This is a genomic window from Pseudochrobactrum albidum, from assembly GCF_051851455.1.
Taxonomy (GTDB): domain Bacteria; phylum Pseudomonadota; class Alphaproteobacteria; order Rhizobiales; family Rhizobiaceae; genus Pseudochrobactrum.
In genome coordinates this window covers 239,144-264,627 of record NZ_JBPVTR010000021.1, presented here as the reverse complement: position 1 = coordinate 264,627, position 25,484 = coordinate 239,144, and the positions used below count along the sequence as shown (strand labels likewise).

The 25,484-nt window shown below is 50.9% G+C and carries 23 protein-coding genes; 16 read left to right on the top strand and 7 right to left on the bottom strand.

From position 1 onward, the window contains the following. The first annotated feature begins 22 nt into the window (after positions 1-22). The 3 genes from ACSTTO_RS06990 (at position 23) to ACSTTO_RS06980 (ending at position 3,217) form a co-directional block, all read left to right on the top strand. Positions 23-979, top strand: a complete 957-nt coding sequence (locus tag ACSTTO_RS06990) for an AEC family transporter (RefSeq protein WP_439272434.1) — start codon at positions 23-25, stop codon at positions 977-979. A 281-nt stretch (positions 980-1,260) separates the two neighbouring features. Continuing rightward, positions 1,261-2,031 carry a DUF1045 domain-containing protein gene (locus ACSTTO_RS06985; RefSeq protein ID WP_439272433.1) on the top strand — a complete coding sequence of 257 codons (771 nt, stop codon included), beginning with the start codon at positions 1,261-1,263 and terminating at the stop codon, positions 2,029-2,031. Between the two features lie 28 nt (positions 2,032-2,059). Then, positions 2,060-3,217, top strand: coding sequence for an alpha-D-ribose 1-methylphosphonate 5-triphosphate diphosphatase (locus tag ACSTTO_RS06980; RefSeq protein ID WP_439272432.1), 1,158 nt, complete (start codon positions 2,060-2,062; stop codon positions 3,215-3,217). 170 nt (positions 3,218-3,387) lie between these two features. On the opposite strand, the gene dusA is transcribed toward ACSTTO_RS06980, so the two are convergent. Further along, positions 3,388-4,428 (bottom strand): tRNA dihydrouridine(20/20a) synthase DusA, encoded by a 1,041-nt coding sequence (gene dusA / locus ACSTTO_RS06975; RefSeq protein ID WP_439272431.1) that lies wholly within the window; start codon positions 4,426-4,428, stop codon positions 3,388-3,390. A 68-nt stretch (positions 4,429-4,496) separates the two neighbouring features. Then, positions 4,497-5,201, bottom strand: a complete 705-nt coding sequence (locus ACSTTO_RS06970) for a retropepsin-like aspartic protease family protein (RefSeq protein WP_439272430.1) — start codon at positions 5,199-5,201, stop codon at positions 4,497-4,499. 161 nt (positions 5,202-5,362) lie between these two features. Here ACSTTO_RS06970 and cobT point away from each other — a divergent pair, with 161 nt between their 5' ends. Continuing rightward, entirely contained in the window at positions 5,363-6,382 is a 1,020-nt protein-coding gene (gene cobT, locus ACSTTO_RS06965; protein ID WP_439272429.1) for a nicotinate-nucleotide--dimethylbenzimidazole phosphoribosyltransferase, read from the top strand. Between the two features lie 325 nt (positions 6,383-6,707). Here the strand turns inward: cobT and ACSTTO_RS06960 are convergent, their stop codons facing one another. The 3 genes from ACSTTO_RS06960 to ACSTTO_RS06950 all read right to left on the bottom strand — a co-directional run bounded on the left by ACSTTO_RS06960 (position 6,708) and on the right by ACSTTO_RS06950 (position 8,777). Beyond that, entirely contained in the window at positions 6,708-7,187 is a 480-nt protein-coding gene (locus ACSTTO_RS06960) for an Lrp/AsnC family transcriptional regulator (RefSeq protein ID WP_439272428.1), read from the bottom strand. A gap of 208 nt (positions 7,188-7,395) precedes the next feature. Beyond that, a complete protein-coding gene (locus ACSTTO_RS06955) occupies positions 7,396-8,100 on the bottom strand; it encodes a uracil-DNA glycosylase family protein (RefSeq protein WP_439272427.1) in 705 nt (234 codons plus the stop codon). After that, positions 8,097-8,777 (bottom strand): thermonuclease family protein, encoded by a 681-nt coding sequence (locus tag ACSTTO_RS06950; RefSeq protein ID WP_439272426.1) that lies wholly within the window; start codon positions 8,775-8,777, stop codon positions 8,097-8,099. Before ACSTTO_RS06950 ends, ACSTTO_RS06955 begins: the two co-directional genes overlap by 4 nt. Positions 8,778-9,384: 607 nt before the next feature. Between ACSTTO_RS06950 and ACSTTO_RS06945 the strand changes: the two genes are divergently transcribed. Then, positions 9,385-10,170: a tetratricopeptide repeat protein gene (locus tag ACSTTO_RS06945; RefSeq protein WP_439272425.1), complete on the top strand. Its 786-nt coding sequence runs from the start codon at positions 9,385-9,387 to the stop codon at positions 10,168-10,170. A 109-nt stretch (positions 10,171-10,279) separates the two neighbouring features. On the opposite strand, the gene xth is transcribed toward ACSTTO_RS06945, so the two are convergent. Together xth and erpA are read right to left on the bottom strand one after the other, a co-directional pair. After that, positions 10,280-11,059 carry an exodeoxyribonuclease III gene (gene xth, locus ACSTTO_RS06940; protein WP_439272424.1) on the bottom strand — a complete coding sequence of 260 codons (780 nt, stop codon included), beginning with the start codon at positions 11,057-11,059 and terminating at the stop codon, positions 10,280-10,282. A 76-nt stretch (positions 11,060-11,135) separates the two neighbouring features. Next, positions 11,136-11,462: an iron-sulfur cluster insertion protein ErpA gene (gene erpA, locus ACSTTO_RS06935; protein WP_439272423.1), complete on the bottom strand. Its 327-nt coding sequence runs from the start codon at positions 11,460-11,462 to the stop codon at positions 11,136-11,138. Between the two features lie 260 nt (positions 11,463-11,722). Between erpA and ACSTTO_RS06930 the strand changes: the two genes are divergently transcribed. From ACSTTO_RS06930 to ACSTTO_RS06880, 11 genes are all read left to right on the top strand, one after another. Continuing rightward, on the top strand, positions 11,723-12,934 hold the full coding sequence (locus ACSTTO_RS06930) for a deoxyguanosinetriphosphate triphosphohydrolase (protein ID WP_439272422.1): 1,212 nt from the start codon (positions 11,723-11,725) through the stop codon (positions 12,932-12,934). 133 nt (positions 12,935-13,067) lie between these two features. Then, a complete protein-coding gene (argS, locus tag ACSTTO_RS06925) occupies positions 13,068-14,825 on the top strand; it encodes an arginine--tRNA ligase (protein WP_439272421.1) in 1,758 nt (585 codons plus the stop codon). Between the two features lie 185 nt (positions 14,826-15,010). Continuing rightward, positions 15,011-18,250, top strand: coding sequence for an SPOR domain-containing protein (locus ACSTTO_RS06920; RefSeq protein ID WP_439272420.1), 3,240 nt, complete (start codon positions 15,011-15,013; stop codon positions 18,248-18,250). A 184-nt stretch (positions 18,251-18,434) separates the two neighbouring features. After that, on the top strand, positions 18,435-19,460 hold the full coding sequence (gene nagZ, locus ACSTTO_RS06915) for a beta-N-acetylhexosaminidase (protein WP_439272419.1): 1,026 nt from the start codon (positions 18,435-18,437) through the stop codon (positions 19,458-19,460). An 87-nt stretch (positions 19,461-19,547) separates the two neighbouring features. Next, positions 19,548-20,396 carry a segregation and condensation protein A gene (locus ACSTTO_RS06910; RefSeq protein ID WP_439272500.1) on the top strand — a complete coding sequence of 283 codons (849 nt, stop codon included), beginning with the start codon at positions 19,548-19,550 and terminating at the stop codon, positions 20,394-20,396. 11 nt (positions 20,397-20,407) lie between these two features. Further along, positions 20,408-21,100: an SMC-Scp complex subunit ScpB gene (gene scpB / locus ACSTTO_RS06905; protein ID WP_439272499.1), complete on the top strand. Its 693-nt coding sequence runs from the start codon at positions 20,408-20,410 to the stop codon at positions 21,098-21,100. 275 nt (positions 21,101-21,375) lie between these two features. Continuing rightward, entirely contained in the window at positions 21,376-21,603 is a 228-nt protein-coding gene (locus ACSTTO_RS06900; protein WP_439272418.1) for a twin-arginine translocase TatA/TatE family subunit, read from the top strand. 157 nt (positions 21,604-21,760) lie between these two features. Beyond that, positions 21,761-22,330 carry a Sec-independent protein translocase protein TatB gene (gene tatB, locus ACSTTO_RS06895; RefSeq protein WP_439272417.1) on the top strand — a complete coding sequence of 190 codons (570 nt, stop codon included), beginning with the start codon at positions 21,761-21,763 and terminating at the stop codon, positions 22,328-22,330. Next, on the top strand, positions 22,327-23,163 hold the full coding sequence (gene tatC / locus ACSTTO_RS06890; protein WP_439272416.1) for a twin-arginine translocase subunit TatC: 837 nt from the start codon (positions 22,327-22,329) through the stop codon (positions 23,161-23,163). Before tatB ends, tatC begins: the two co-directional genes overlap by 4 nt. Before the next feature lie 168 nt (positions 23,164-23,331). Beyond that, entirely contained in the window at positions 23,332-24,612 is a 1,281-nt protein-coding gene (gene serS / locus ACSTTO_RS06885; RefSeq protein ID WP_439272415.1) for a serine--tRNA ligase, read from the top strand. Positions 24,613-24,792: 180 nt separating this feature from the next. Then, positions 24,793-25,431, top strand: coding sequence for a protein-L-isoaspartate(D-aspartate) O-methyltransferase (locus tag ACSTTO_RS06880; RefSeq protein WP_439272414.1), 639 nt, complete (start codon positions 24,793-24,795; stop codon positions 25,429-25,431). Positions 25,432-25,484 lie beyond the last annotated feature (53 nt).

Here is a 25,484-nt window from a genome sequence, read left to right as displayed (position 1 = left end):
TCAGGCAGGAAGTGCGGGGATCATGGGGCTTGCCGGTATAATTGCTATTATTTTCAGCATTATCATGCTGGGATATATATTGGCGCACTTTCGCATATTGAGTGCTGCTACCGGTGATGGTCTGGCCGATTTTGTATTTACGGTTTCTACTCCGCTTTTGCTGTTTCGCACTATTTTGACGGCAGATTTCAGCTCTGGCGATCCTGTGACATTGTGGCTTGTTTATTTTACAGGCGTTGTTGTTACGTGGACTGCGGCGCATTGCGGTATTCGCCGGATCTTCGGGCGGGACAGGCGGGCCGGCGTGGTGGCCGGTGTAACCGGCGCTTTCTCCAATCTTGTCTTTCTTGGCATGCCGTTGATTCTCAGCGTTTACGGCGGGGCGGGGCTGGTGCTCATTTCCCTGATCATCAGTGTGCATATGCCGCTGATGATGGCAGCCTCCCTGATTTTGAATGAATGGGCACTGCGTAAGGATGGCATTATCAGCGGTGAAATCGGATTTGTGCAGACCACGGCCAAATTTTTCAGCTCATTGCTGCGCAACCCTTTGGTGATTGGCATTCTTGCAGGCTGGCTGTTGCGCCTTATCGGCTGGTATCCTCCGCAGCCTGCCATGAAGGTTGTTTCAATACTGGCTGATGTGTCAGGGCCGCTGGCTTTGTTTGCCATGGGAATGGGGCTGAAGAAATTTGGTGTTACCGGCAATATATTCGCCGCCGGCGTGAATGCCTCCTTTAAACTTTTGCTCATGCCTGCCGTGGTTTTTGCCATGGCCTGGCTTATGGGCGTGCCGCCGCTCACTGCCAAAGTGGCCGTTGCCGCTGCGGCTTTGCCTTCCGGGGTTAATTCCTATCTTATTGCCACCCGCTTTGGTGTGGGGCAGGGGTTGTCTTCTGCCTCTATGGTGCTGGCCACAGCGGTTTCTGCCCTGACACTGGCATTATGGATGACCCTGACGCAGGCTGTCTGGGGCTGAAATTTATTGCAGCTATGGTTATTGTTGATCATCACTATGTTAGCCGCGTCCGGCATCTGCATAGGTTTTATGAGCTATTCGGCAAAATAATTGTGTTTTTTCAGGCAAAAGAGCGGTTTTTCAGAATTCTGTCATAATAGATACGGACTATGCAGCTATAAAATGCCCGATTGCAGGGCTGACTTGTGCCGGATCTGTATGGTTTATATTCTGTTGCAGCCTTTATTCTGTAAGGTGAAAATGCAGCCGCTCTCTGCCGCAATCAGCAATAAGGGATTTTTATGCGTTACGCTATTTATTTCACACCTCCTGCCCATGATCCGCTGCTGCGTGTGGCCGCCAATTGGCTGGGGCGCAATGCATTTAACGGTATGGTGGTGCGCAGGCCGGCGCCGGCAGGCCCGGGATTGGCGGATATGAATTGCGAGGAGATCAGCGCACTCACGCAGGAGCCGCGCCGTTATGGTTTTCATGCAACGCTTAAGGCGCCGTTTCGCCTGCATGAAGATTATGAAGAGCATCATCTTTTATCGGCAATGATGCATTTTGCATCCGGCTATCAGCCTGTATATTTGCCGCCACTGAAAATAGCACAGATCGGGCCGTTTTTTGCGCTGGTTCCCACGGAGCCCTGTGCCGCGCTGCAACAGCTTGCCAATGATGTGGTGGTGCATTTCGAGCGTTTTCGCGCGCCGCTCAATGAGGCGGAGCTGGCAAGGCGCAAACCGGAAAAGCTTGATGCTGTGCACCGCGCCAATCTGGATCAGTGGGGTTATCCTTATGTTTTTGAACAGTTTCGCTTTCATATGACGCTGACAGGCGCAGTGGCTGAGGAAAAACAGGCACAAGTGCGTAATATTCTGGAGGAGTTTTTTGCGCCAGTGCTCAATGAGCCGGTTAAAATTAACAATCTTGCTTTGTTTACCGAGGCAGAATCAGGCGCGGCTTTTGAAGTGCATTCCCTCCATCCGCTGACGGGCAGAACCGTTACTGAAAATAAGGCTGCCTTTGTGCAGATGAGTGGTAAATTATCAGCTGAGGCTACCGGTTGATCAGATGCTGAAGATTTTAAGGGAAGATATGTCCGTTCCGGTACAGAAGACAGTAGAAACCATTTTGACCAATGCGCAGATTGTGTTGCCGGATGAGGTTATCACCGGCACTGTTGTGATGCGTGATGGCAGGATCGCAGCCATTGACAGGGGCATTTCCGCTTCCGGTAAGGATATGGAGGGTGATTATCTTATACCCGGGCTGGTGGAACTGCATACCGACCATCTGGAAGGCCATTATGCCCCGCGCCCGAAAGTGCGCTGGAATCCGCTTGCCGCCATTCAGGCGCATGATGCGCAGATTGCCGCTTCTGGTATTACCACGGTGTTTGATGCCCTGCGCGTTGGCCATGACGGCGAATGTGAGGTGGTGATTGAGGATATGGTGTTGCTGGCCGATGCTTTGCAGGCCGCGCAAAGCAAGGGACGCCTGCGGGCAGAGCATTATTTGCATCTGCGCTGTGAGGTATCCTCCAATGATTGTATGAGTGCGTTTGAGCGGCTGCGCGGTGCCGCCGGCGTGCGGCTTGCCTCATTGATGGATCATGCACCAGGGCAGCGGCAGTTTCCGGATATGGAATCCTACCGCATTTATTTTATGCGCAAAAATAAGCTCAGCGAAAGCGATTATCAGGCTTATTGCGCACGCCGTATTGGTGAATCACAGCGCAATTCCGCTAAAAACCGCGCCTTGATTGCTGAATATTGCCATGCCAATGGCATTATGCTGGCCAGCCATGATGATGCAACACAGGCTCATGTCGATGAATCGGTTATGCATGGTGTGAGGGTTGCGGAGTTTCCCACAACTGTCACCGCCGCTGCTGCATCACATGCCAATGGTATCGGCGTGATGATGGGCGGGCCTAATGTGGTGCGCGGGGGCTCTCACTCCGGCAATGTTTCGGCGCTGGAACTGGCGGAGAAGGGCTATTTGGATATTATTTCATCAGATTATATCCCTTTCAGCATGTTGCAGGCGGCCTTCAATCTGGCGCATGTGGTGGAGCATATTGATTTGCCGCAGGCTATCCGCATGGTCAGCATAAATCCGGCCAGAGCCGTGGGGCTGACAGATCGTGGTGCGATTGCTGAAAATCTGCGCGCAGATGTGGTGCGTGTTCATGCGGTTGACGATGTTCCGGTGGTGCGCTCAGTATGGCGCTGCGGCACCAGGGTGAGCTAAATCCGGTTTTTGCCGGCCTGCAAATTGCAGCTTTTTCTGCTTTTGTTGATCAAAAGGCGCAATTTTTGCCGCACCGGCAGGGACTGTCATGCGGTATAGACGGTGCAGGGACTGCCTTGTGGTATAGATGGGGCAGGGACTGCCATGGTTATAGTTGAACGGTTTGAAAATTATTGCGCTGCCTGTTCTGCACGGATGGTGTTATTTTCTTCCACCTCGGCGGCTGTGTCACACATCACCTGATAGGCTTTGCGGATGGTTTTGCTGTCTGCGTCATTGCGCGTGGCATCGGTTGAGAGAATTTGCCGCCAACGCCTTGAGCCTGCCTGCCCTTGAAACAGCCCCACCATATGGCGGGTGATATGGGCAAGACGGCCGCCTTCCGCAATGTGCCGGTCGGCATAATCGCACATGGCATCCAGCACTGTTTCCATCGGCAATGGTGCGGTTTCATCGCCATATATCAGGCGATCCGCATCGCGCAATATCATCGGGGTGTGATAGGCGGTTCTGCCCATCATCGCGCCATTTGTATGCTGCAAATGGCCGGCTGCGGCCTCCATACTGGTTATGCCGCCGTTAATACCAATAAAATGCTGCGGATAATCCTGTTTCAGCCGGTAAACGCGCTCATAATCAAGCGGGGGAATATCACGGTTTTCCTTTGGTGAGAGACCTTGCAGCCAGGCTTTGCGGGCATGAACCCACAGGGCATCAGCGCCTTGCGCAATCACCATGCGGGCGAGTGCAGACAGAGCGGCCTCCGGATCCTGATCATCCACGCCGATACGGCATTTTACCGTTACCGGAATTTTGACTGCCTGTTTCATGGCTGCAACGCAATCTGCCACCAATTGCGGCGTTAACATCAGGCAGGCACCAAAAGCGCCTGATTGCACCCGATCAGACGGGCAGCCAACATTGAGATTGATCTCGTCATAGCCATAGGATTCGCCTATTTTGGCTGCTTCGGCGAGTTTTGCAGGATCTGAACCGCCAAGTTGCAGGGCAACCGGATGCTCCTGAACAGAAAACCCAAGCAAACGTTCACGCTTGCCGTGAATGGCGGCATCAGCCACCACCATTTCCGTATAAAGCAGCGTGTGACGGGTGAGGAGACGATGCAAAAAACGGCAATGCCTGTCTGTCCAATCGAGCATGGGCGCGATGGAAAAGGTCTTTGCAGAGTAAAGTTTCGTTTTTTTTGTCACAGTCGTCTTCTTACATCTTGTTTAAAACCAGCAGGATAATAAAGGCAGGTTGCTGTTTTACCATTTTGTCAGTCGGTCATAATCAGGCGGTCGCGCTGCACCGTATAACTGCTTAAGCTGTTCATAAAATTCATGCCGAGCAGGCTGCCGGTTAAAAGCCCTTGTTGTGCCACCAGCGCACGCATATTATGGCGGGTAATATTACCGATTTTGATTTCCTGCAAGCGCACAGCAGCGGCCATAGTGCGGCCATTGGCCGTGCTGACCGGAATAGTATAGCTGAGGCTTGTGGTATCAACTCCGGCTTTTTCGGCATCCTGCTGTGAAAGCACAATGGCGGAGGCGCCGGTATCCACCAGAAAATGCACGCGCTGGTCATTGACAAGGGCATTCACCTCAAAATGCCCGTTGGCAGACTGACCAATGCTGACGGTTTGCGTGCCATCGGCATTATTGCCGCTGATGGCTGTGGCCGGTATCAGGCCGGCGGTGATGCGGCTGGCAATATTTGCAAGTTCATATTGATATTGATAGCCGGTGATAAGACCAAGAATTATCACCGCCCAGATTGCAATATTGCGCATGGCATGGCTGAGCGCAATACCCGAGCCGAGCAGGCCGGAAGCCACAATAAGCCCGAAAATACTCATATATGCAGCATTGGCAAAATCGTCATTGGCAAGGCCGAGAGTGGTGCCGTTCTTATCATTTATCATGAGAATGAGCAGGAGCGCGGCCATTGCAGCGATAATCAGCCAGAATAAACGGTTCATAAAATTTTGTTCCTGAAATGCCGGATCGGGTTTAATAATGGCCCCTATATGGGGGCTTTGGGTGGCAGGCACAATAATTTCATCTTTCAGTACTTTGAAAAACGGCGGGTAGAGCGTATAGCAGCCTTAAAAATTTTTACCAGATGAATGGATTGAGACACGTGAATACCAGCGGACTGCCATTTGATGATTTTCGTGAGCTGATCAGTCAGCTTCCTGAAGCAAGTGAATTTGCCGGCGCGGCTGTGCGTGAACGCGAGGCTCTTTTAAGCAAACCGCTTGGCTCGCTGGGGCGGCTGGAAGAAATTGCAGAATGGCTTGCAGCCTGGAGCGGCAAGGCCAAGCCGCAGATTATGCGCCCTTTGGTGGCAATTTTTGCCGGTAATCACGGTGTGCTGGCGCAGGGCGTGAGCACGCAGCCGCAAGCATTGACCATGGAAATGGTCAATAATTTTGCCGCAGGCGGCGCTGCTATCAACCAGATCTGTATAACCAATGATCTGGGACTGAAGGTTTTTGATCTGGCGCTGGAACATCCAACCGCTGATATTACTGTTTCTGCCGCCATGGATGAACGCACCTGTGCCGCAACCATGGCCTTTGGCATGGAGGCTATTGCCGGCGGTACAGATCTGCTTTGTATCGGTGAGATGGGGGCCGGCAATACAACGATTGCAGCGGCAATTTGTCTGGCTTTGTTTGGCGGAGAGGCGGAAGACTGGGTAAGCCCGGGTGCTGGTGAAGATGAAACTGTTTTGCCGGCAAAAATTGCTGCGGTGAAAAAGGCCGTTGCCTTGAATGATGGTCATTTGCGCGATCCGCTGGAAGTGTTGCGCCGGCTTGGCGGACGTGAAGTTGCGGCAATTGCGGGAGCAATTCTGGCTGCACGTGCAGAAAAAATTCCGGTTATTATTGACGGCTATGTGGCGGGTGCAGCGGCTGCTATCCTGAATGTTATGAATGTTTCTGCACTGGATCATTGCTTGTTTTCACATGTCTCTCCGGAAAAAGGGCATCGGCTTCTCTTGGAAAAAATGGGCAAAAAGCCATTGCTTGATCTTGATATCAGCCTTGGCAGCGGTGTTGGGGCGGCCCTTGCGACCGGCGTGGTAAAGGCTGCCGCACAATGCCATACGGGTATGGCTACCGCTAAGGATGCAGCTTTGAATGTCTCTGCCTGATAAAACTATTGATGAAATCAGAGCCCGCCTTGTGCGGGCTTTTTTTAAAAAAATCATAACTGCAAGAAATTGCGATTGTGTGATGCATTAATTTTTTTATGATGAATCTATAAAATACCGGTAGCGACTTTACTTCCAGTTATATTTTCCGAGTCATCAGCCGGACGGGTCGGATAAAAGTCCGTATCCGTATTTTCAACCATTTATAGTCTATGATTTTAAAATGTTACCGGAAATAATGGCACTGTTCCTGATTTGAGGAATAGTGCCATTTTTAATTTTATAACAGTGTAAAGCAAATAGTTACAGGTTATTCAGGCAGGTTTTAATTATTGTCCTTATCCAGAACCATATAATCCAGCGGCAGTTCTGTTGTATATTTGATCTGCTCCATGGCAAAGGATGATGAAACATTGCGGATTTCAATTTTGCTGATCAATCGCTTGTAAAATGCATCATAGGCAGCAATATCCGGCACTACAACGCGCAGCAGATAATCAACATCGCCGCTCATGCGGTAAAATTCCACCACTTCCGGAAATTCCTGTACAACCTCGGCAAAACGCTTCAGCCATTCATGGCTGTGCGAGCTGGTGCGCACCGCAACAAAAACTGTAACACGGGCATTGATCTTGACCGGATCAAGCACGGCAACGCGGCGCTTGATAATGCCGTCCTCTTCCAGTTTTTGAATTCTGCGCCAGCAGGGTGTGGTGGACAGGCCAACTTTTTTGGCAATATCTGCGACTGCTAATGTTGCATCTTCCTGCAACAGACGGAGAATTTTTCTGTCTAGTCTGTCCATATTCCCTCTCATTCAGCGCCGGAGCGGTTTTCTTTTGCCCAACCGGAAAATAGTTCAAATTATATGTTTGATGCGGTTTGTATAAAATGCAGGTTTGTTCTTGTTGAAATTGACCAAAATTGTTTTATCGCAGAACAATATAGCTTATGAATGATAGCTGGCGTAAATGCCAAGAATTTATTTCCATCTAATGCCTGTATAGTAGAAATTATTTTTCTTTTAGCAAGAGCGCATGAACTTTTTGCCGGAGTGCCGGCAAAAGCTCGGTTTCAAACCAGGGGGTGCGCTTAAGCCAGCCGCTATTGCGCCATGAGGGGTGGGGTAATGGCAAAATGGCAGGGCCTGCATTTTGATTGCTTTCCAGATAACGCCGCCAGTTCATCACAGTTTCTGTCATATTGAGCGGTTTGCATTGCGTCTGCAAATATTGCCGATATATGGGATTGCGTTTGAGGTGATAGGTTTGTGCATGGCTGCCTATTGCAATAATCAGCTCAATCTGTGGCATGAGGGCAAACAGATTATCGTGCCAGGTGAGGCGGCATTCACGGCGCGGCGGCAGATCGCCGCCATGTTTGTCATAACCCGGAAAACAAAAGCCCATGGGGATAATGGCAAATAAGGATGGATCGTAGAATTGCTCGCTTGTCACATCCAGCCATTCGCGCAGGCGTGCGCCGGAAGGATCGTTGAACGGAATGCCGGTTTTATGCACGCGAATGCCCGGAGCCTGCCCGCATATGGCAATTTTTGCGGTTGCAGAGGAAATACATACAGGGTTAGGCTCAAAGGGCAAAGGCTTGCCGTTTAAGGGGAGATCGCGGCAGATTCTGCATTGATCAATCCGGCTCTGCAATTGTTGCAGTGCAGATAGCGTTGCTTTCTTGTCTGGTTTGTCGGATTGAGGAATCATGGCCGGCTATCATTGATTTTGTTGTTTCGCTGCTGCCGATTGTTTTGCGCACCGGTTTGCTGGTTGCCCTGTTGGGCACGCCATCTGGAGGGGCGCTCAAATTCGCCTGCCCAAAGACCACGTCCGGCTTTGCGTGCTTGTGCTTCCTCCTTTTGATAAAGCCCGTAGGAAACAGCCCAGCCCTGTTGCACCAGCGTGCGGTTGAGGTCGGTCTCACCGGCGCTGCAAAAAGCGAGAATACGATTATATTTATCACGTCCCTCGGCAATGCAGATAACGGTCTGATTGCCGATCAATTCACGAAGGGCGGCTGTGGCATAATCTCCGCAGGGATAAATTTTGCCATGTGCCTTGCAGTTTTGCTTGTTTTCAGGGGTATCCATACCTTTTAGCCGGATGCGCTGACCGTGCAATGCAATTGTATCGCCATCATATATAGAGAGCTCCGTGCCGCGCCCGGTAAGAATGGCAGGGGGCGCGGTATGATTTTGCCCCTTTTGGGGAAGTGGCGCTGGTGTGTTGAACCAATGTGGTACACTGATCTGCATCAGTACATAAATGGCAAGCAGGATAAGCATTGTCGCTATACCGGAGCGGCGCAGCAGAGAATAGCGCCGCCGCAAGCGCACAGATTGCCGCCGGTATTGCGGCAGATATTTGCGGGATGGTGTTCTCATATGCGCAACTATAAAGCGCGCTTTCTTGAAAAAAAGGGCTCTGTGGATTTTTCAGGCGAAATTTCCGGCAATAAATATTGAGGGAATCGATTCTGCCTGACAGAGCACCTGTTATATTTTTATATTTGTAGTGACTTATTTAACTATATTCAGAAACTGGCTGACAACTATAGGGCGGAGAAAAGTGTTTTTAAGCCGCAAATGCGGGCTAAATTTAATATATAGGAATAAGTTTGTGCTGTTTTGGTAACAGTATTTATCTTTCATCCGGTTTATGGTTCGTCATGCAGGTTTGGTCTATTTCCCGCCATAAATGCAGGGCACCGATAAGGCGGCGGGCAAAAGTCCGGCCTGAAAAATGTTGAAACAACCCTTGTTCCGGCTGAGGTTCTTCGTTGAAGGAATTTTATTTTTATAAAAAATTTCAGCGAGTTAATGCAATAAATTGCAGTGATGCATTAAATTTGCGCAGTTCGAATAAGTTCTCTTTTGCACCATCGGGTCAAAGGGTCGTAATCTTGCCTGAAAAAACAGGTAGTTCTGTTGATGGTAAGGATAAAGCCTGTGCAGGCTTTATTTTGACAAGTGCTAATGAAAGAATACTGCCGTGACCGGGTTTCTTAAAAAAGTCTCTCATCCTGTTTTTGCTGCCGGTGTTGCGCTCTGTCTGGTGTGCAACAGCGCGCTGGCCTTTGATATTCAGGAGACGGGGGGTAAAAAGAGCAATCCGTTTGAGGTTTTCAAATTCGGATTGTCAGCTTTTAAAAGCGGCCACAAGGATGAGGCGCTGAAGGCGCTGCGCTATGCCGCGGATCAGGGGCATCCGGGAGCAAACTGGAAACTGGCCAGCATGTATGCTCAGGGGGATGGTGTTCCTGAGAATGATTATGAAGCCTATAAGATTTTTGAAAAAATTGTCCATGATGGCGCAGAGCCCGGCTCGCAGAATGAATCTTATGTCGCCGGTGCGCTTGTGCAGCTTGCCCGTTATTTGAAGCACGGTATTCCCGATACGCCGGTTGCTGCGGATCCGAATATGGCGGTGGATTATTATGTGCAGGCTGCATCCAGTTTTGGCGATGCCACAGCACAATATGAGCTGGGGATGATGCTGTTTAAAGGCGATGGTATCGAGAAAAACACTGTGCAGGCAGCGCGCTGGTTTCAGCTTGCAGCCAAAAAAGGCAATGCCAATGCGCAGGCCATGCTTGGCAATATGCTGTTTCAGGCCGGAAAGACAGTTCGTGGTCTGGCTATGCTGACCACAGCTTTTGAACGCTGCGCTGATGAGGATTGTGAGTGGATCCGCGCTATGCAGGAACAGGCATTTTCCATTGCCGGTGAGGCTGACCGCCGTAATGCGATTGCTCTGGCCGGCGGCACGATAAAATAAAAGCCGGAGAGGTTCCGGCTTGAGAGCGGTTTCAGCAATCTTGTAATCTTAATATTACGCGCATTTATTTATTGGGCGCATTCATTTTAAAATTTTCTATCAGATATTTTCAGCAGTCAAGTTCTATCAATACCGGCACGTGATCGGATGGTTTCTCCCAGCCGCGGGTGTGTTTTTCAATCTGCGCTCCCTTGAGCATATTGGCAGCTTCCGGAGAGAGCAAAAGATGATCAATGCGGATGCCATTGTTTTTTTGCCAGGCACCGGCCTGATAATCCCAGAAAGAAAACATCTGCTCATCACTGACATTGCGGATGGCATCATAAAATCCAAGATTTTCCAGGCGGCGGAATGCCTGTCTGCTTTGTGGCAGAAACAGCGCATCATTCACCCAGTTTTCCGGCTGTTTGGCATCTATCGGCTGCGGGATAATATTATAATCGCCGGCCAGCACCAGCGGCTCTTCCAGAGCAAGGCGGTTTTGTGCCCAGTCGTGCAGCCTTTGCATCCAGCCAAGCTTATAGGGGTATTTTTCCGTATCCACCGGATTGCCATTTGGCAAATAGAGCGACACCACGCGGATAACGCCTTTGCCCGCGGTAAAAACCGCTTCGATAAAACGCGCCTGTTCGTCACTGTCATCGCCGGGCAAGCCGCGATTAACTTCAACCGGTGAGGTTCTGGAGAGAATGGCAACGCCGTTAAAGCCCTTCTGCCCGTGGGTCTCCACATGATAGCCAAGGGCTTCAATCTCCATACGCGGAAAAAGATCGTCTACAGATTTTATCTCCTGCAGGCAGGCCACATCAGGCCGGCATTCCTGCAACCAGTGCAAAAGGTTTTCGATACGCGCTTTGACGCCGTTAATATTCCATGTGGCAATTTTCAAAAGACGTATCCCCATAGGTTAAATGTGAGAAAAACGCCGCGGGTCGCGCCCGCGGCAGTATCAATTCTGTCTGTCCTCAGAGCGCAAAGCTGACGCCGCAGCCGCAGGATGAGGTAACATTCGGATTATTGATCTGAAAGGACTGCCCCATAAGATCATCAACAAAGTCGATCACAGAGCCATCAATATAGGGCACGGAAATGCTGTCAATCAGCACTTTGGCACCGTCTTTTTCGATGATCATATCATCATCATTTACCTCATCAACGAGGTCGAATTTATAAGAAAAGCCCGAGCAGCCGCCGCCTTCAACCGAGATGCGCAGGGCTGATTTGCCGGTTTGTTTCTGCAGGATTTTAACAATTCGTCTGGCAGCTGCATCAGAGACAGTAATATCTGTCATAATTATCACCTTGGTGTCATATGCGGTTCAATTTCCGCACAGAATATTGTCAATGCCTGTAATATAGGGCAGGCGGGCAAGGGGTGCAATCATTGCTGCAGGCTGCGGGGACGATAAATTTTACAGTGCAGGCTGCTATATAAACAGATATGGCGGCAAGGCGGATAAAAATGCCTTTTGCAGCGTAAAATTGTTTCTTTCTTTTCGCAGTGCATAATCTTGTGTTATTGCAGACGAAAGATCAGCTTGCATATCAGCCTATGACAGGAAGAAACATGGATAATATCGGTTTCGGCTATCGTGAACGCGCCCCTTATGCCTGTGATCCTGCGCAGACGCGCGGGCGTCTGGTGCCGGAGGCTGAAAGCCGCACACGCACACCTTTTCAGCGTGACAGAGACCGGATCATCCATTCCACCGCTTTTCGGCGGCTGAAACATAAAACGCAGGTTTTTATCGCCCATGAGGGTGATCATTATCGCACAAGGCTCACCCATACTATTGAGGTGGCGCAGATTGCCCGGGCATTGGCGCGCGCCCTGCGGCTGGATGAGGATCTGGCAGAAGCGGTGGCGCTGGTGCATGATTTTGGCCATACGCCATTTGGCCATACGGGGGAGGATGCACTTAATGAGAAAATGGCAGATTATGGTGGTTTTGATCACAATGCGCAGTCTTTACGTATTGTGACATTGCTTGAAAAACGCTATGCGGAATTTGATGGCCTTAATCTGTCATGGGAAACGCTGGAAGGGCTGGTGAAACATAACGGCCCGCTGACCGGTGCTTATTCCGATGGTAAGCCGGTTCCGGGCTCTGTTCTCAAATATAATGAGCGGTTTGATCTGGAGCTTGACGGTTTTGCAAGCCTTGAGGCGCAATGTGCGGCAATTGCAGATGATATTGCCTATAATGCCCATGATATTGATGACGGCTTGCGCTCCGGCCTGCTTACGCTTGAGCAATTGGAGGAAGTGCCCTTAACCCGCGATATTTTGCAGGAGGTGCGGCGCTTTTATCCTGATCTTGATAAAGTGCGGCGCGGGCATGAATTGATGCGCCGGCAAATCACCCGCATGGTTGAGGATGTGATTTCACACGCACAGGTACAGATTAAAAAATTTAACCCGCAAAATGTTGCTGATGTGCGTGCAGCCAGTGAAATGATGGTGGGTTTTTCGCAGCCAATGGCACAGGCGGAAAAGACGCTGAAAGCTTTTCTTTATAAAAATCTTTATTTTAACGCCAAGGTGGTGCCAATCCGCAAGGAGGCGGAAAAGGTTGTTAAAGACCTGTTTGATGCCTATATGGCGGCGCCGGATGCCATGCCGGCAGATTGGCGCGCGGGCATTACCGGCAATGAGACTTCGGCTTTTGCCCGCCAGATTGCGGATTTTCTGGCTGGTATGACTGATAATTATGCCATGCGCGAGCACCGGCGATTGTTTGACCATACGCCAAACTTGGCTTAAACGGGCTGCAAAATTGCCATTCATGATTGTGTGATTTGCAGAGCCTGAGGGCTGTAACGGATTGCACGATATTTAATTGACCGAATGTGAACTGCGGGCAATATCTGTATTTCATGTTCCGACAGGACAGATTATGAATATCTTTGCTGATTTCGATGTTAAAATTAAAAAAGCACTGCAAGATCTTGGTTTAAAAAACAAAGATGGTGGTAAGCTTGATGTGTCGCGGGTTGGGGTTGAGCCGCCGCGCGATGCTTCGCACGGGGATATTTCCACCAATGCGGCAATGGTGCTCTCCAAGGCTGTGGGCAGCAATCCGCGTGAACTGGCTGCAAAAATTGCGGAAGCCCTGAAAGGCGATGCGGATGTGGCCTCTGTTGATGTGGCAGGCCCTGGCTTTATCAATCTGCGCCTTAATGATGATTACTGGCAGCGGCAGCTTGGTGCCATGCTTGCAGCCGGAACGGATTATGGCCGTTCAAAAATGGGGGGCGCACGCAAGGTTAATGTGGAATATGTTTCTGCCAATCCTACCGGACCGATGCATGTCGGCCATTGCCGCGGCGCGGTTGTCGGCGATGTTCTGGCCAATTTGCTGCAATTTGCCGGTTTTGATGTCACCAAGGAATATTACATCAATGATGCGGGCGCGCAGATTGATGTTGTGGCCAGATCTGTAATGTTGCGCTACCGTGAGGCGCTGGGTGAAGATATCGGAGAAATTCCGGCCGGTCTTTATCCCGGAGATTATCTGGTGCCGCTTGGCAAGGAGCTGGCAAGGGAATTTGGCGCATCTTTGCTGGAAAAGCCGGAAGATGAAGTGCTGCCTATGGTCAAAAATCGCGCGATTGATGCCATGATGGCAATGATCCGCGATGATCTGGCCTCGCTGAATGTGCATCACGATGTGTTTTTCTCGGAACGTGATCTGCATGCCGATCATGCCAGACTGATCCGCACTGCAATTAATGATCTTACCCTTAAAGGCCATGTCTATAAGGGCAAGCTGCCGCCGCCAAAAGGCCAGTTGCCGGATGACTGGGAAGACCGTGAGCAGACATTGCTGCGCTCCACGGAAGTGGGCGATGATATGGATCGCGCCTTGGTGAAATCTGATGGCAGCTTCACCTATTTTGCCGCTGATGTTGCGTATTTCAAAAATAAATTTGATCGCGGCTTTGAGGAAATGATCTATGTGCTTGGTGCCGATCATGGCGGATATATCAAGCGTCTGGAGGCGGTGGCCAAGGCTGTTGCCGGTGATAAGGCCAAGCTCACGGTGCTGATCTGCCAGATGGTCAAGCTGTTTCGTGATGGCGAGCCGGTGCGTATGTCCAAGCGTGCGGGGCAGTTTATCACCTTGCGCGATGTTGTGGATGAGGTGGGATCCGATGCCGTGCGCTTCATGATGCTTTATCGCAAAAATGACGCATCGCTGGATTTCGATTTTGCCAAGGTAACGGAGCAGTCCAAGGATAATCCGGTATTTTATGTGCAATATGCCTGCGCACGGGCGCATTCGGTTTTCCGTCAGGCAAAAGAACAGCTTGGTCTTGAGGCTTTTGACCGTACGCAACTGGCAAAACATCTGGCATTGCTGACCGATGAGAGCGAAGTTGCATTGGTGCGCAAGCTTGCGGAATATCCGCGCCTGATTGAAACAGCTGCTATTCATCAGGAGCCGCACCGGCTGGCATTTTACCTCTATGATCTTGCCAGTGCGTTCCATTCGCAATGGAATCGTGGTTCTGATAACCCGGACTTACGTTTTATTAAGGTTAACGATACAAACTTGTCACTTGCCAGGTTAGGGCTGGTGCAGGTTGTTTCTGATGTCCTTGCGTCCGGATTGTCGATTATCGGTGCGGATGCTCCGGCAGAAATGCGCTGAACAGGGCGGGACGGTTTAACAGACCGCCCGTATGTTCAGGGGAAAACGTGCACGAAATGGCGCAATTGCTGCCTTTTCGTGCCGGATACAAGAAACTACTGTCAATATTTGCCCACATTGCCTTGCTATATTTGTAATATCAGGGAGACGTCGGCGGGCGCTCCGTTTGAAATTAGGAAAACGCCATGACTGACAGTAGCGTGACGGGCCGCAATCAGAATCACAGCGAAATACGCGACGAATCGGCGCGGGATAATGATCCGCTGTTTGAATTGTCGCGCATTTTTGGCTTTGATGAACCGGCCGGCAATACCAATATTCCGGCTGCAGCGGCAACCGGTGATTTTTCTTCAGAAATCAGCCTTGAGCGTGAGCTGATGGCTGATTTTGACGCGGAACTTGCGGCAGGATTTAGCGATGAGCTGACCGATGAGCTGCCGGTTTCTGAAGGCGGCCTTGTGCAGAATGATTTGTCGGGCATCGTGCCGCAGGCTGGTGCGGAGCCGGAAAAAACGTCTGAAAGCCGCTTTGTGCGGCCACCAGTTATTGAACCGCGTTTTACCGGCTATGCGCCGCAGCAACGCGCTTATGCGGAAGAAAAAACGCAGCCTGTTGCCGAGCCGCAGGTTTTTGAAACAGCCGCACCCGCTGAGGACGAGTCATATTACCCCGCGGCGAAAACTGTGCAGAATGTGCCTGCGCAGGATCCGTATTATCCCGTACAGGCTGATTATTCTGCCTATGCGGGGCAACAACATGATTCGATTTTTTCTGTAAGGCCGGCGCCGGAACCCGTTGCAGAAACTTTTGCGGCTTATGATGCAGAATTTGCCATGCCTGAGCCAGAGCGTGGTGCATCGCCATTTGATGAGGCCGGTTTGCAGGCAGAGTCCGGATATCAGGCAGCAATTAACCCGCAGAATTTTGCGCAGCCTTATGATAGCAGCCAGTCTTACAAAACAGGGCCAAGCCTTGAAGATGAACTGGCCTTTTTGCTGGATGATGCGCCGTCGTCCCGCCCGTCATTGGGCAACAGAAGGGCGTTTGACGATGATTTTAAGCCCCTGTTTGATGCTCCGGCTGCTGCGGTTGCGCCGGTTGAGCCCGATGCGGCACATGCCGGTGAGGCAGATATTTTAGCTCAGGTGGAAGATGAATTTTTTGAAGCGCCGGATTTATCGCGTTTGCCAAATCGCGGTACACAATCTTTTGCCCATCGTGAAGACCATCTGTTTGACAGGCAGGCTGCAACACCGGTAGAAATGTCTGATTTACCTGATCTGGCTGATGAGGCTGATAATGCCGATTATGACGTTTATGACGATTATGATGGGCAAGCTGCTGCAGAGGCAGAAATACCGGCTGAAAGTTTCAGTCTTGGTGAGGATTTTTTTGCGGTTGAAGAGCCGGCACCTGTTGTTGAGGAACAGGCACCTGTTGCACAAGAGCCGGTGATTCCGCCTTTGGCCGCCAATGCCGTGCGCGGTTATTCTACTTATAAATTTGGCTCTGCAACGCCATCCGCAAATAGTATTGCGCAGTCTGCTGGCGCGCCGGTTGAGGCAGCCTCCTTTGAAATGCCTGAACTGAGCAAGACATCTTTTGAGCCGGAATATCAGGAAAACCCGGAATATCAGGAAAATGATGCGCAGTTTTTTGCCGGTGAGGCCGATGGCGCGGGTGAGGATTTCTTCAGCAATGATGATTTCAACTTCTCATTTGATGAAGATATACAACCTGCCGGTGATTATGCTGACACTGTTACAGAACAGGTTGAAGAGCCGGAAACACAATTACAGGCAGAATCAGGGATAACCGCTTATCCTGCGGCTTTTCAGCCCGCTGCAAAAAGCTTAGAACCGGCACCGGAAATTGATGTGGTTGCGGTTGCTGAAAACAAGGTTGAGCAGACACAAGCCCTTGATCTTCCTGAGATTAATTTTGATGATGAAAAAGATGCGGGGCTTAACAGCCTTGAATCGGAATTTGCTGAAATTTTCAGCACCATCAGTGTAACCGATACTGTGCCGGATACAACCAGCGAGGCAGACAAGGCGTTTGAAAATATTCTGCAGGATAATTTTGCAGATTATCAGCCGCAGATTCAGAGCACTGATCCGGTTCAGGATAATGGCTTTGGTCTTGCTGCCGGTGCAGGTGCTGCCGCTGTTGCAGGGGCAGGGCTTGGCGCTGCGGCAACCTATGCGGCAAATTATAAAACCGGCATGCAGCAGAATGTTGCGGGTTCTGCGCAGGCTTCTCAGGATGATTATTATAATCACTGGGCTGCGCAAGGCGCACAGACGAATGATTTTGAGACCTATAATCTGGGTGAGAATCTTGCCCGTGATGATGAGGCTTACGACGATTATACGCAGAATGCAGACAGGCCGCAGCGCAAACCGGTTTTCTGGGCATCGGTAGCCGCAGCTGTTTTGCTTGTTGCGGGCGGTGGTTATTATCTGCTCAAATCCGGCGGTATTGCCGGCGGAGAGCCGGAAATCCTGCGCGCGGATACCCAGCCGGTAAAAGTGCAGCCGGAAAACCCCGGCGGCATGGTGGTGCCTAATCAGGATAAAGCTGTGTATGATCAGGTTTCAGGTGCCAAGCCGGCTGCGCCAGAGCAAAAAGTGCTGATCAATACGGAAGAAGAGCCGGTTGATGTTGGCCTGCTTCAGGGGCAGGATGCTGAAGAGGATCGCCTGCCTTCCGATGATGGTGCGGCAACCCTTGGCGCAGCTGTGCCGCCGGCAGATGAGGCCGATCGGGAACTGATTACTCCGCGCACTGTAAAAACCATGGTTGTGCGGGCAGATGGCACGATTGTGGAAGGTGAGGCGCCAAAAACGCCCGCAACACAGAACAATGCCCCACAGAATAATGCGGATAATGGCCTGGATGAGGCCGCGCGCCTGATCAGCCAGAATGCGGTTCCCGAACGCCTGACAACGCAGAAACCGGAAACCCCTGTGCAAAATGCTGCCGCGCCGCGCGTGGTGCAGACACAGACTTTTACAGCCTCCGGCGAACAGGTTAAGCCGCGTGAGGTGAAAGCCGCCCCTGTTGTGCCGTCGCGCCCTGCAGAGCAGCCGGTTAATGTGGTTGGCAATGTGGAGCGTCCTGCGCGCAATCAGGCTGCACAGCAGGTTGCCTCGGCGGCGGCCTCTGCCAATATTGCGGCGGGCACATGGTTTATTCAGGTGGCTTCTCAGCCAAGTGCAGAACTTGCGCAGAAAAACTATGCCAATCTCAATGCCCGCTACGGCAATATTATCGGCGGCCGTGGTGTGGATATTAAAAAAGCGGATATTCCGGGCAAAGGTACCTATTATCGTGTACGTATTCCGGGTGGAAGCAAGGCAGAAGCCATTGCCCTGTGTGAGCGGCTTAAATCAGCCGGAGGCAGCTGCTTCCCGACAATGTAACGCTTGCAGAGTACAAAAATTGGATGCGCTGTGTATTGACGTTGATACACAGCGCATTTTTATATCCGGGGATTATGTAATGTTTTGATGAAAAGTGTTTCACAGTCTTCAGGATGCAGTTTAAAACTTTGGGATAATCTTATTATCCTGTTTGTAACATCAGAAGGCGAGGAGCATTGCCGCAATGACATTTAAAGCCATGATTACGGGTTTTGCCGGAACAATGCTGACGGAACAGGAGCAGGCGCTGTTTCGCAAAATCCGCCCCTGGGGGTTTATCCTGTTTGCGCGCAATGTTGAGAGCATTGCGCAATTGCAGGCGCTGACCAAACAATTGCGTGAAGTGAGCGGGCGCGAAGAAACCCTGATCTTTGTTGATCAGGAGGGGGGGCGTGTGCAGCGTTTGCGCCCGCCGCTCGCACCTGATTATCCTTCTGCGGCGCAGATTGGCGCGCTTTATGTGCAGGATGAGGAAAAGGGCTTGCGTGCTGCATGGCTGCTTGGCCGCCTCCATGCCTTTGATCTTATGCGTGTCGGGATTAATGCCAATTGCCTGCCCGTGCTGGATGTGCCGGTTGAGGGGGCGCATGATGTGATTGGTAACCGTGCCTATTCCCATGATCCGGAAGTGGTGGCTGTGCTCGGCAATGCTGTTGCTGAAGGGCTGATGGCCGGTGGCGTGCTGCCGGTGATGAAACATATGCCGGGGCATGGCCGCGCTTTTGCTGACAGCCATAAAGAACTGCCAAGCGTGGATGCGCCTTTAAGTGAATTATGCGCCCGTGATTTTGTGCCATTCTGCCAGCTGGATGATTTGCCGGCGGCAATGACGGCACATATTGTTTATAAATCGCTCGACCCGGAGCATCCGGCCACATTATCGCCTGTGGTTATCAATTGTGTGATCCGTGATATGTTGGACTATGACGGATTGCTGATGAGCGATGATATTTCTATGAAAGCCTTGTCAGGCAATCTGGATGATATTGCCCGCGATATTATTGCTGCCGGTTGTGATATTGTTTTGCATTGCAGTGGCGTGCTGCAGGAAACCATAGCTGTTGCCAATGCTGTTCCTGATCTGCAGGGAGACAGCCTGCGGCGTGCGGAATTGGCAGAGGTTTATGCCGGTGAGGCTGATTTGAGCAATGAGGCGGAAATTCGCGCTGAATTTGAAGAGATGTTTCCGCAGCAAGCTGTTATTGCCTGAGGCAAGATATTTTCTTACATGTGACAGGCGGATAGAATGAATGCTGCATCTGACAAGACTGTTGCTGAAAAAACGCCAAAGGCTGATATGCCGATGGATGCGTTGTGGCAGTCTGATACCGCGCTGATTATTCCGCCTGAAGACAGTGATGATATGACCTTGCATGTGGATGTGCAGGGTTTTGAAGGGCCTATGGATTTGCTGCTGCATCTGGCGCGCAACCAGAAAGTGGATTTGACGCAGATTTCTGTTCTTGCGCTTGCAGAGCAATATCTGGCCTTTATTGCAATGGCGCGTGATCGCAAGCTGGAACTGGCAGCCGATTATCTGGTTATGGCGGCATGGCTGGCTTATCTCAAATCACGGCTTCTGATTCCGAAAGTAAAGGATGAGGACGGCGAGACCGGTGAGCAGCTTGCCTCTGTATTACAATTTCGTCTCAAGCGGCTTGAGGCCATGCGCGATGCTGCGGGCAAGCTGGTGAATCGTGACCGGCTGGGGCGCGATGTTTTCGCCCGCGGGATGCCGGAAACTGTGCTGGTGGAAAAGACCAGTCTTTACAGTGCTTCGCTTTATGATTTGCTGACAGCCTATGCTTCGCAGCGCCAGCGGCAGGCCGTTTCTCATGTGCAGATAGCCAGACGCACGGTCTGGTCGCTGAAAGAAGCGCGTGTTTTATTGGTGCGTATGGTTGGCGAGTTGCAGGATTGGGTGACGCTGGATGCTTTTTTGCTGGACTATATTGCAAGACCGGAAGACCGCGCCACTGCCATTGCCAGTTCTTTTGCCGCCAGTCTGGAACTGGTGCGCGAGGGGCGGATGGAAATTCGCCAGAATGCAGCTTTTGAGCCGGTTTATATGCGCTCTGTTTTTAAAAATACTGCCGGTGCGCAGCTGCAGGATATGACGCAGGATAAAAATAGGGATGAGGCGTGAGTGACAGTGAAATGACGGCGGAAAATACGGCTTTATCTGGCCGTGAGGCACTGGGCGATGTGGTGCGTATGGTGGAGGCGATTATTTTTGCATCTGCCGAGCCGGTGAGCGAAAAAATGCTGCGTGAGCGCCTGCCGGTGGAAGTGGATCTGCCGCCGGTGCTGAAATTTTTGCAGGGTGAATATCGCCTGCGCGGGGTCAATCTGGTTAAGGCCGGTGAGGGGTGGGCATTTCGCACTGCGGCTGATTTAAGCTTTTTGATGAGCCGTGATCAGGTGAAGCAGAAAAAACTCTCCCGCGCGGCACTCGAAGTGCTGGCGATTATTGCTTATCATCAGCCGGTAACGCGGGCAGAGATGGAGGATATTCGCGGAGTGGAAACCTCCAAAGGCACGCTGGATGTTTTGATGGAGACGGGCTGGATAAAATTGCGTGGCCGCAGGCGCACGCCTGGCCGGCCGGTAACCTATGGCACGACAGACAGTTTTCTTGATCATTTCGGGCTGGCGGAGATCAGGGATCTTCCGGGGATGGATGAATTGCGCGGGGCAGGGCTGCTTTCAGCGCGGCTGCCGTCTAATTTTTCTGTGCCGATGCCCAATGTGCGGCCGGATGAATTGCAGGAGGATGAAGATCCGCTGACAGCCGGTGATATTGAGGAGCTTGGTTTGTTTATGCCAAAGGTTGAAGAGGAGCGCCCCTGAGCAGACAGGTGACTGCCGGTGAAAAAGAATAATCTGCAAAATCGATTTTGATTTTTGCAACTATGCTGTAGAACAGGCATAAATTGCGCGGATTGGGATGAAACAATGCTGCGCAGGGCTGTATTGCGGTTTATAAGTATATAAAAGCTGCAAAAAAGATCCGGTGGCGGATTATATCTCATCTGGACGTAAACCGTTGCGGCGCTTAAATAGAAACTGAATTTGGATAATCCTGCTCTGGTTATAATCGCCGGAGAACATTTAGGGGATGGGATATGGGTAGTTTTTCGATCTGGCACTGGCTTATCGTTCTTGCGGTGGTGCTGCTGCTGTTTGGCCGTGGCAAAATTCCGGAATTGATGGGCGATGTTGCCAAAGGCATCAAAAACTTCAAACAGGGTATGAATGAACCTGAAGAAACGGGTGCCACATCCTCCAAGACGATTGATAATGAAACCGGTGAGCCTGTGGAGCCGGTTTCCAAAACAAAGAAAAAGTCTTAAATTTAAAGCATCTGGCTTTTATTGTGCCGTTTTTTACGGCACAAATTTGCGCCGATGTGCTGATATGTTGTGTTCCGGCTGTGTATCGCGGATTTGCAACATTGTTACTGCTTTCCTGCCTGAGCGCAGGGCGGATATGCGATGAAATGGAACGCCGATGTTAGATTTGGGCTGGTCCGAGCTTTTGGTGATCGCTGTTGTGATGATCGTGGTTGTCGGGCCGAAAGATCTTCCGAAAATGCTGCGCGCATTCGGGCGTGCAACGGCGAAATTGCGTGCAACGGCAAGTGAGTTTCGCACGCATTTTGACGAGGCTCTGCGTGAAGCAGAGCTGGATGAGGTCAGAAAAACCATTGATGATGTCAAAAAATATGATCCGCGCAAAACCGTAGCCGATATTTTTGAACCGGTACGCAGCGCAGGCGATGATTTGCGAAACAGCCTGAATAACGCAACGCCAAAACCAGATGAAACGCCCGAACTTGCGCCGGCTGTGCCGATGGATTCGCCGTTTGATCCGGCTGAAATGAAGGATGAGACGGCAAAGGCGCAAAAGCCGGCTGAAACGGCAAAGACAAAACCGGCAACTGAAAAAACAGACGCAAAGAAATCTGCTGCGGCTAAAAAAACTGCGGTTAAAAAAACTGGGTCCGGCAGTGCTGTAAAAGCCGCCGCAACGGGTAAAACTGCAGCAAAAACGACCAAGAAGACAGGAACTGACAAGTGAGCAGTGATCAGGATGAAATCGACCAGAGTGCTGCGCCTTTGCTTGAGCATCTGATTGAGCTGCGCCGCCGTCTCATCTGGTCGATTGTGGCTTTTTTTCTGGCCTTTATATTGTGTTTTGCTGTTGCCAAACAGCTTTTCAACCTGCTGGTGCTGCCTTATCAATGGGCGCTGGACTGGGCGGGAATGGATCGCAGCAAGGCCGCGTTGATTTATACGGCGCCGCAGGAATTCTTTTTTACACAGGTAAAAGTGGCAATGTTTGGCGGCTTGGTGCTGGCTTTTCCTATAATTGCCTCGCAGATTTACAAATTTGTGGCGCCTGGCCTCTATAAGCATGAGCGCATGGCATTTTTGCCGTTTCTCATTGCCACGCCCTTGTTGTTTTTATTGGGCGGGGCTTTGGTTTATTTCTTTTTCACGCCAATGGTAATGTGGTTTTTCCTCGCTATGCAGCAATCCGGTGTCAATGGCGAGGTACAGATTTCCCTGTTGCCGAAAGTATCGGAATATCTGAGCCTGATCATGACGCTGATTTTTGCCTTTGGGCTGGTGTTTCAGTTACCGGTTATTACCACTTTGATGGCCAGGGTCGGGCTGGTGACAGCGCAGGGGCTGAAGGATAAGCGCAAATATGCAATTGTGATTGCGTTTGTGGTGGCTGCGGTTTTAACCCCGCCAGATCCGGCAAGCCAGATCGGCCTTGCCATACCGACAATCCTGCTTTACGAAATTTCAATCTGGCTGGCACAGATGGTTGAGAAAAAACGCATGCAGGCTGAAATTCTCAATAATTTGACAGCCGCTGATCATGACGGGCAAAAAACGTCCTGAATTCCGGAATTTATGATAAAAGATCAAAGGCGGTATTTATGCTGCCTTTTTAAGCATGACATCTCAAGAAGCATTTGCCTTTGATGGAATGCGCCACACTGCCGCGATAACTCTTTTAATATGTGTGATTGCGGTGAATCTGAACCTTGAAAAATAACGGTAGTTCCGATGCTGGATATTAAATGGATACGTGAAAACCCTGAAGCTCTTGATGCTGCGCTGCAAAAGCGCGGAGCCTCTGCCGTATCCTCTGAAATTTTGGCGCTGGATGAGGCGCGCCGTCAGCATATTGCCAAAGTTCAGGAAGCGCAGGAGCGCCGCAATGCCGCCTCGAAAGAGATTGGCAAGGCAATGGCTGAAAAAGATGCGGCAAAGGCCGATCGTCTGAAGGCTGAAATGAGTGAGCTGAAAAGTTTTCTCTCGCAAGCGGAAGAAGAAGAACGCCGCCTTGAAAAGGCACTTGGCGATGCGCTTTCCGGCTTGCCCAATGTGCCGCTGCCGGGTGTTCCTGTGGGCAAGGATGAGCATGATAATGTCGAGATACGCCGTGTGGGCGAAATTCGTGATTATGGTTTTGCGCCAAAGGAACATTTTGAGCTGGGCGAAGCACTCGGCCTGATGGATTTTGAACGGGCCTCACGCATGTCCGGTGCGCGTTTTACTGTGTTGAAAGGTGTGCTGGCGCGCCTTGAACGTGCGCTTGGCCAATTCATGCTTGATCTGCATACAACAGAGCATGGCTATAGTGAAACCATGGTGCCGCTGATGGTGCGTGATGATGCTGTTTATGGCACAGGCCAGTTGCCGAAATTTTCGGAAGACCTGTTTCACACCACCGATGGTCGCTGGCTTATTCCGACGGCAGAGGTGCCGCTGACCAATCTGGTCAATGGTGAGATTGTGGATGCGGCACAATTGCCAATGCGTGTGACTGCGCTCACCCCGTGTTTCCGTTCTGAGGCCGGTTCTGCCGGCCGAGATACGCGCGGCATGCTGCGCCAGCACCAGTTCTGGAAAGTGGAAATGGTGTCAATCACCGATGCTGACAGTTCTGAAGCAGAACTGGAGCGCATGACAGGTTGCGCGGAAGAGGTGCTGAAACGCCTTGGCCTGCCGTTCCGCACAGTTACGCTTTGCACGGGCGATATGGGCTTTGGCGCACAGAAAACCTATGACATTGAAGTGTGGCTGCCGGGACAGAACACATTCCGTGAAATTTCAAGCTGTTCTGTTTGTGGTGATTTTCAGGGACGGCGTATGAATGCGCGTTACCGCACCAGTGGTGAAAAGGGAACCCGTTTTGTACATACGCTTAACGGTTCAGGCGTTGCGGTTGGCCGTGCCCTGATTGCCGTGATGGAAAATTATCAGCAGGAGGATGGCAGCATTATCATTCCTGATGCTCTGGTACCTTATATGGGCGGCATAACCCGTATTGCCAAAGCCTGATTTTCCTGAAATCAGAAAACACAAATGCCGGTGGTTAAAAAAAGACCGGCATTTTATTTGCATACATTATCTCAGCATTTACAATTTTGAGTAATGATGCCGCTTTGTGATAAAAATATTTTCTATGCGTGAGCAAGGTTCATGAATATTCACATGCAGGCAAACAGGGAAATATACCGGATGAACAGCAAGGAGGGCTTTGCTTCCTTTGTGCTGCGTATGCGTGCCAGTGGTGTGCATGATCCGCGTTTGTTTGCGGCCATTGAGGCTACGCCACGACAGAATTTTATTGATTCATCCTATCAGGACTTTGCTTATGGCAATCGCGTTTTTCCGCTGCCATGCGGTGAAACAATCGAAGGGCTGGATGATCAGGCGCGGGTTCTTTCTGCTCTCGCTCTGGAGCCGGGGCATCGTGTGCTTGAGATTGGCACAGGATCCGGTTTTACAGCTGCGGTTATGGCGCGTCTTGCGGCGCGGGTAACAACGATTGAACGCTATAAAACGCTTGCTGAAGCTGCGCGTAATCAGTTCCAAACCCATAAAATTGAAAATATAGTGTGCAAACATGCCGATGGCCGCCACGGTGTGGCGGGCGGGCCTTATGACCGTATTATTGTGTGGCCGGCATCAGAGGCAATGCCGCGGCAATTTCTTGATCTTCTGGCCACGCATGGCGTGCTGATTGCGCCTGTCGGCCAGCCGGATGGCATACAGATTATGTGCCGTATGGCCAAGGTGGGCAGCCGTTTTGAGCGCGAGGATCTTATGACTGTGCGCTATCAGCCGTTTATTGAGGGCGCTGCGTCTTATCTTTGAAATTTATATTTTATTAAAATTTATTTTTATGAACCGTATTTGCCGGTGCATTA

Excerpts from the sequence above, each read along its gene's own strand:
- ACSTTO_RS06980 (WP_439272432.1), top strand. The coding sequence starts at position 2,060 with ATGTCCGTTCCGGTACAGAAGACAGTAGAAACCATTTTGACCAATGCG.
- ACSTTO_RS06930 (WP_439272422.1), top strand. The coding sequence starts at position 11,723 with ATGACAGGAAGAAACATGGATAATATCGGTTTCGGCTATCGTGAACGC.
- ACSTTO_RS06990 (WP_439272434.1), top strand. The coding sequence starts at position 23 with ATGGGGCTTGCCGGTATAATTGCTATTATTTTCAGCATTATCATGCTG.
- ACSTTO_RS06970 (WP_439272430.1), bottom strand. The coding sequence starts at position 5,201 with ATGAACCGTTTATTCTGGCTGATTATCGCTGCAATGGCCGCGCTCCTG.
- tatB (WP_439272417.1), top strand. The coding sequence starts at position 21,761 with ATGTTAGATTTGGGCTGGTCCGAGCTTTTGGTGATCGCTGTTGTGATG.
- serS (WP_439272415.1), top strand. The coding sequence starts at position 23,332 with ATGCTGGATATTAAATGGATACGTGAAAACCCTGAAGCTCTTGATGCT.
- ACSTTO_RS06960 (WP_439272428.1), bottom strand. The coding sequence starts at position 7,187 with ATGGACAGACTAGACAGAAAAATTCTCCGTCTGTTGCAGGAAGATGCA.
- argS (WP_439272421.1), top strand. The coding sequence starts at position 13,068 with ATGAATATCTTTGCTGATTTCGATGTTAAAATTAAAAAAGCACTGCAA.
- ACSTTO_RS06955 (WP_439272427.1), bottom strand. The coding sequence starts at position 8,100 with ATGATTCCTCAATCCGACAAACCAGACAAGAAAGCAACGCTATCTGCA.
- scpB (WP_439272499.1), top strand. The coding sequence starts at position 20,408 with ATGACGGCGGAAAATACGGCTTTATCTGGCCGTGAGGCACTGGGCGAT.
- ACSTTO_RS06900 (WP_439272418.1), top strand. The coding sequence starts at position 21,376 with ATGGGTAGTTTTTCGATCTGGCACTGGCTTATCGTTCTTGCGGTGGTG.
- ACSTTO_RS06920 (WP_439272420.1), top strand. The coding sequence starts at position 15,011 with ATGACTGACAGTAGCGTGACGGGCCGCAATCAGAATCACAGCGAAATA.
- ACSTTO_RS06950 (WP_439272426.1), bottom strand. The coding sequence starts at position 8,777 with ATGAGAACACCATCCCGCAAATATCTGCCGCAATACCGGCGGCAATCT.
- nagZ (WP_439272419.1), top strand. The coding sequence starts at position 18,435 with ATGACATTTAAAGCCATGATTACGGGTTTTGCCGGAACAATGCTGACG.
- erpA (WP_439272423.1), bottom strand. The coding sequence starts at position 11,462 with ATGACAGATATTACTGTCTCTGATGCAGCTGCCAGACGAATTGTTAAA.
- ACSTTO_RS06910 (WP_439272500.1), top strand. The coding sequence starts at position 19,548 with ATGCCGATGGATGCGTTGTGGCAGTCTGATACCGCGCTGATTATTCCG.
- ACSTTO_RS06880 (WP_439272414.1), top strand. The coding sequence starts at position 24,793 with ATGAACAGCAAGGAGGGCTTTGCTTCCTTTGTGCTGCGTATGCGTGCC.
- ACSTTO_RS06985 (WP_439272433.1), top strand. The coding sequence starts at position 1,261 with ATGCGTTACGCTATTTATTTCACACCTCCTGCCCATGATCCGCTGCTG.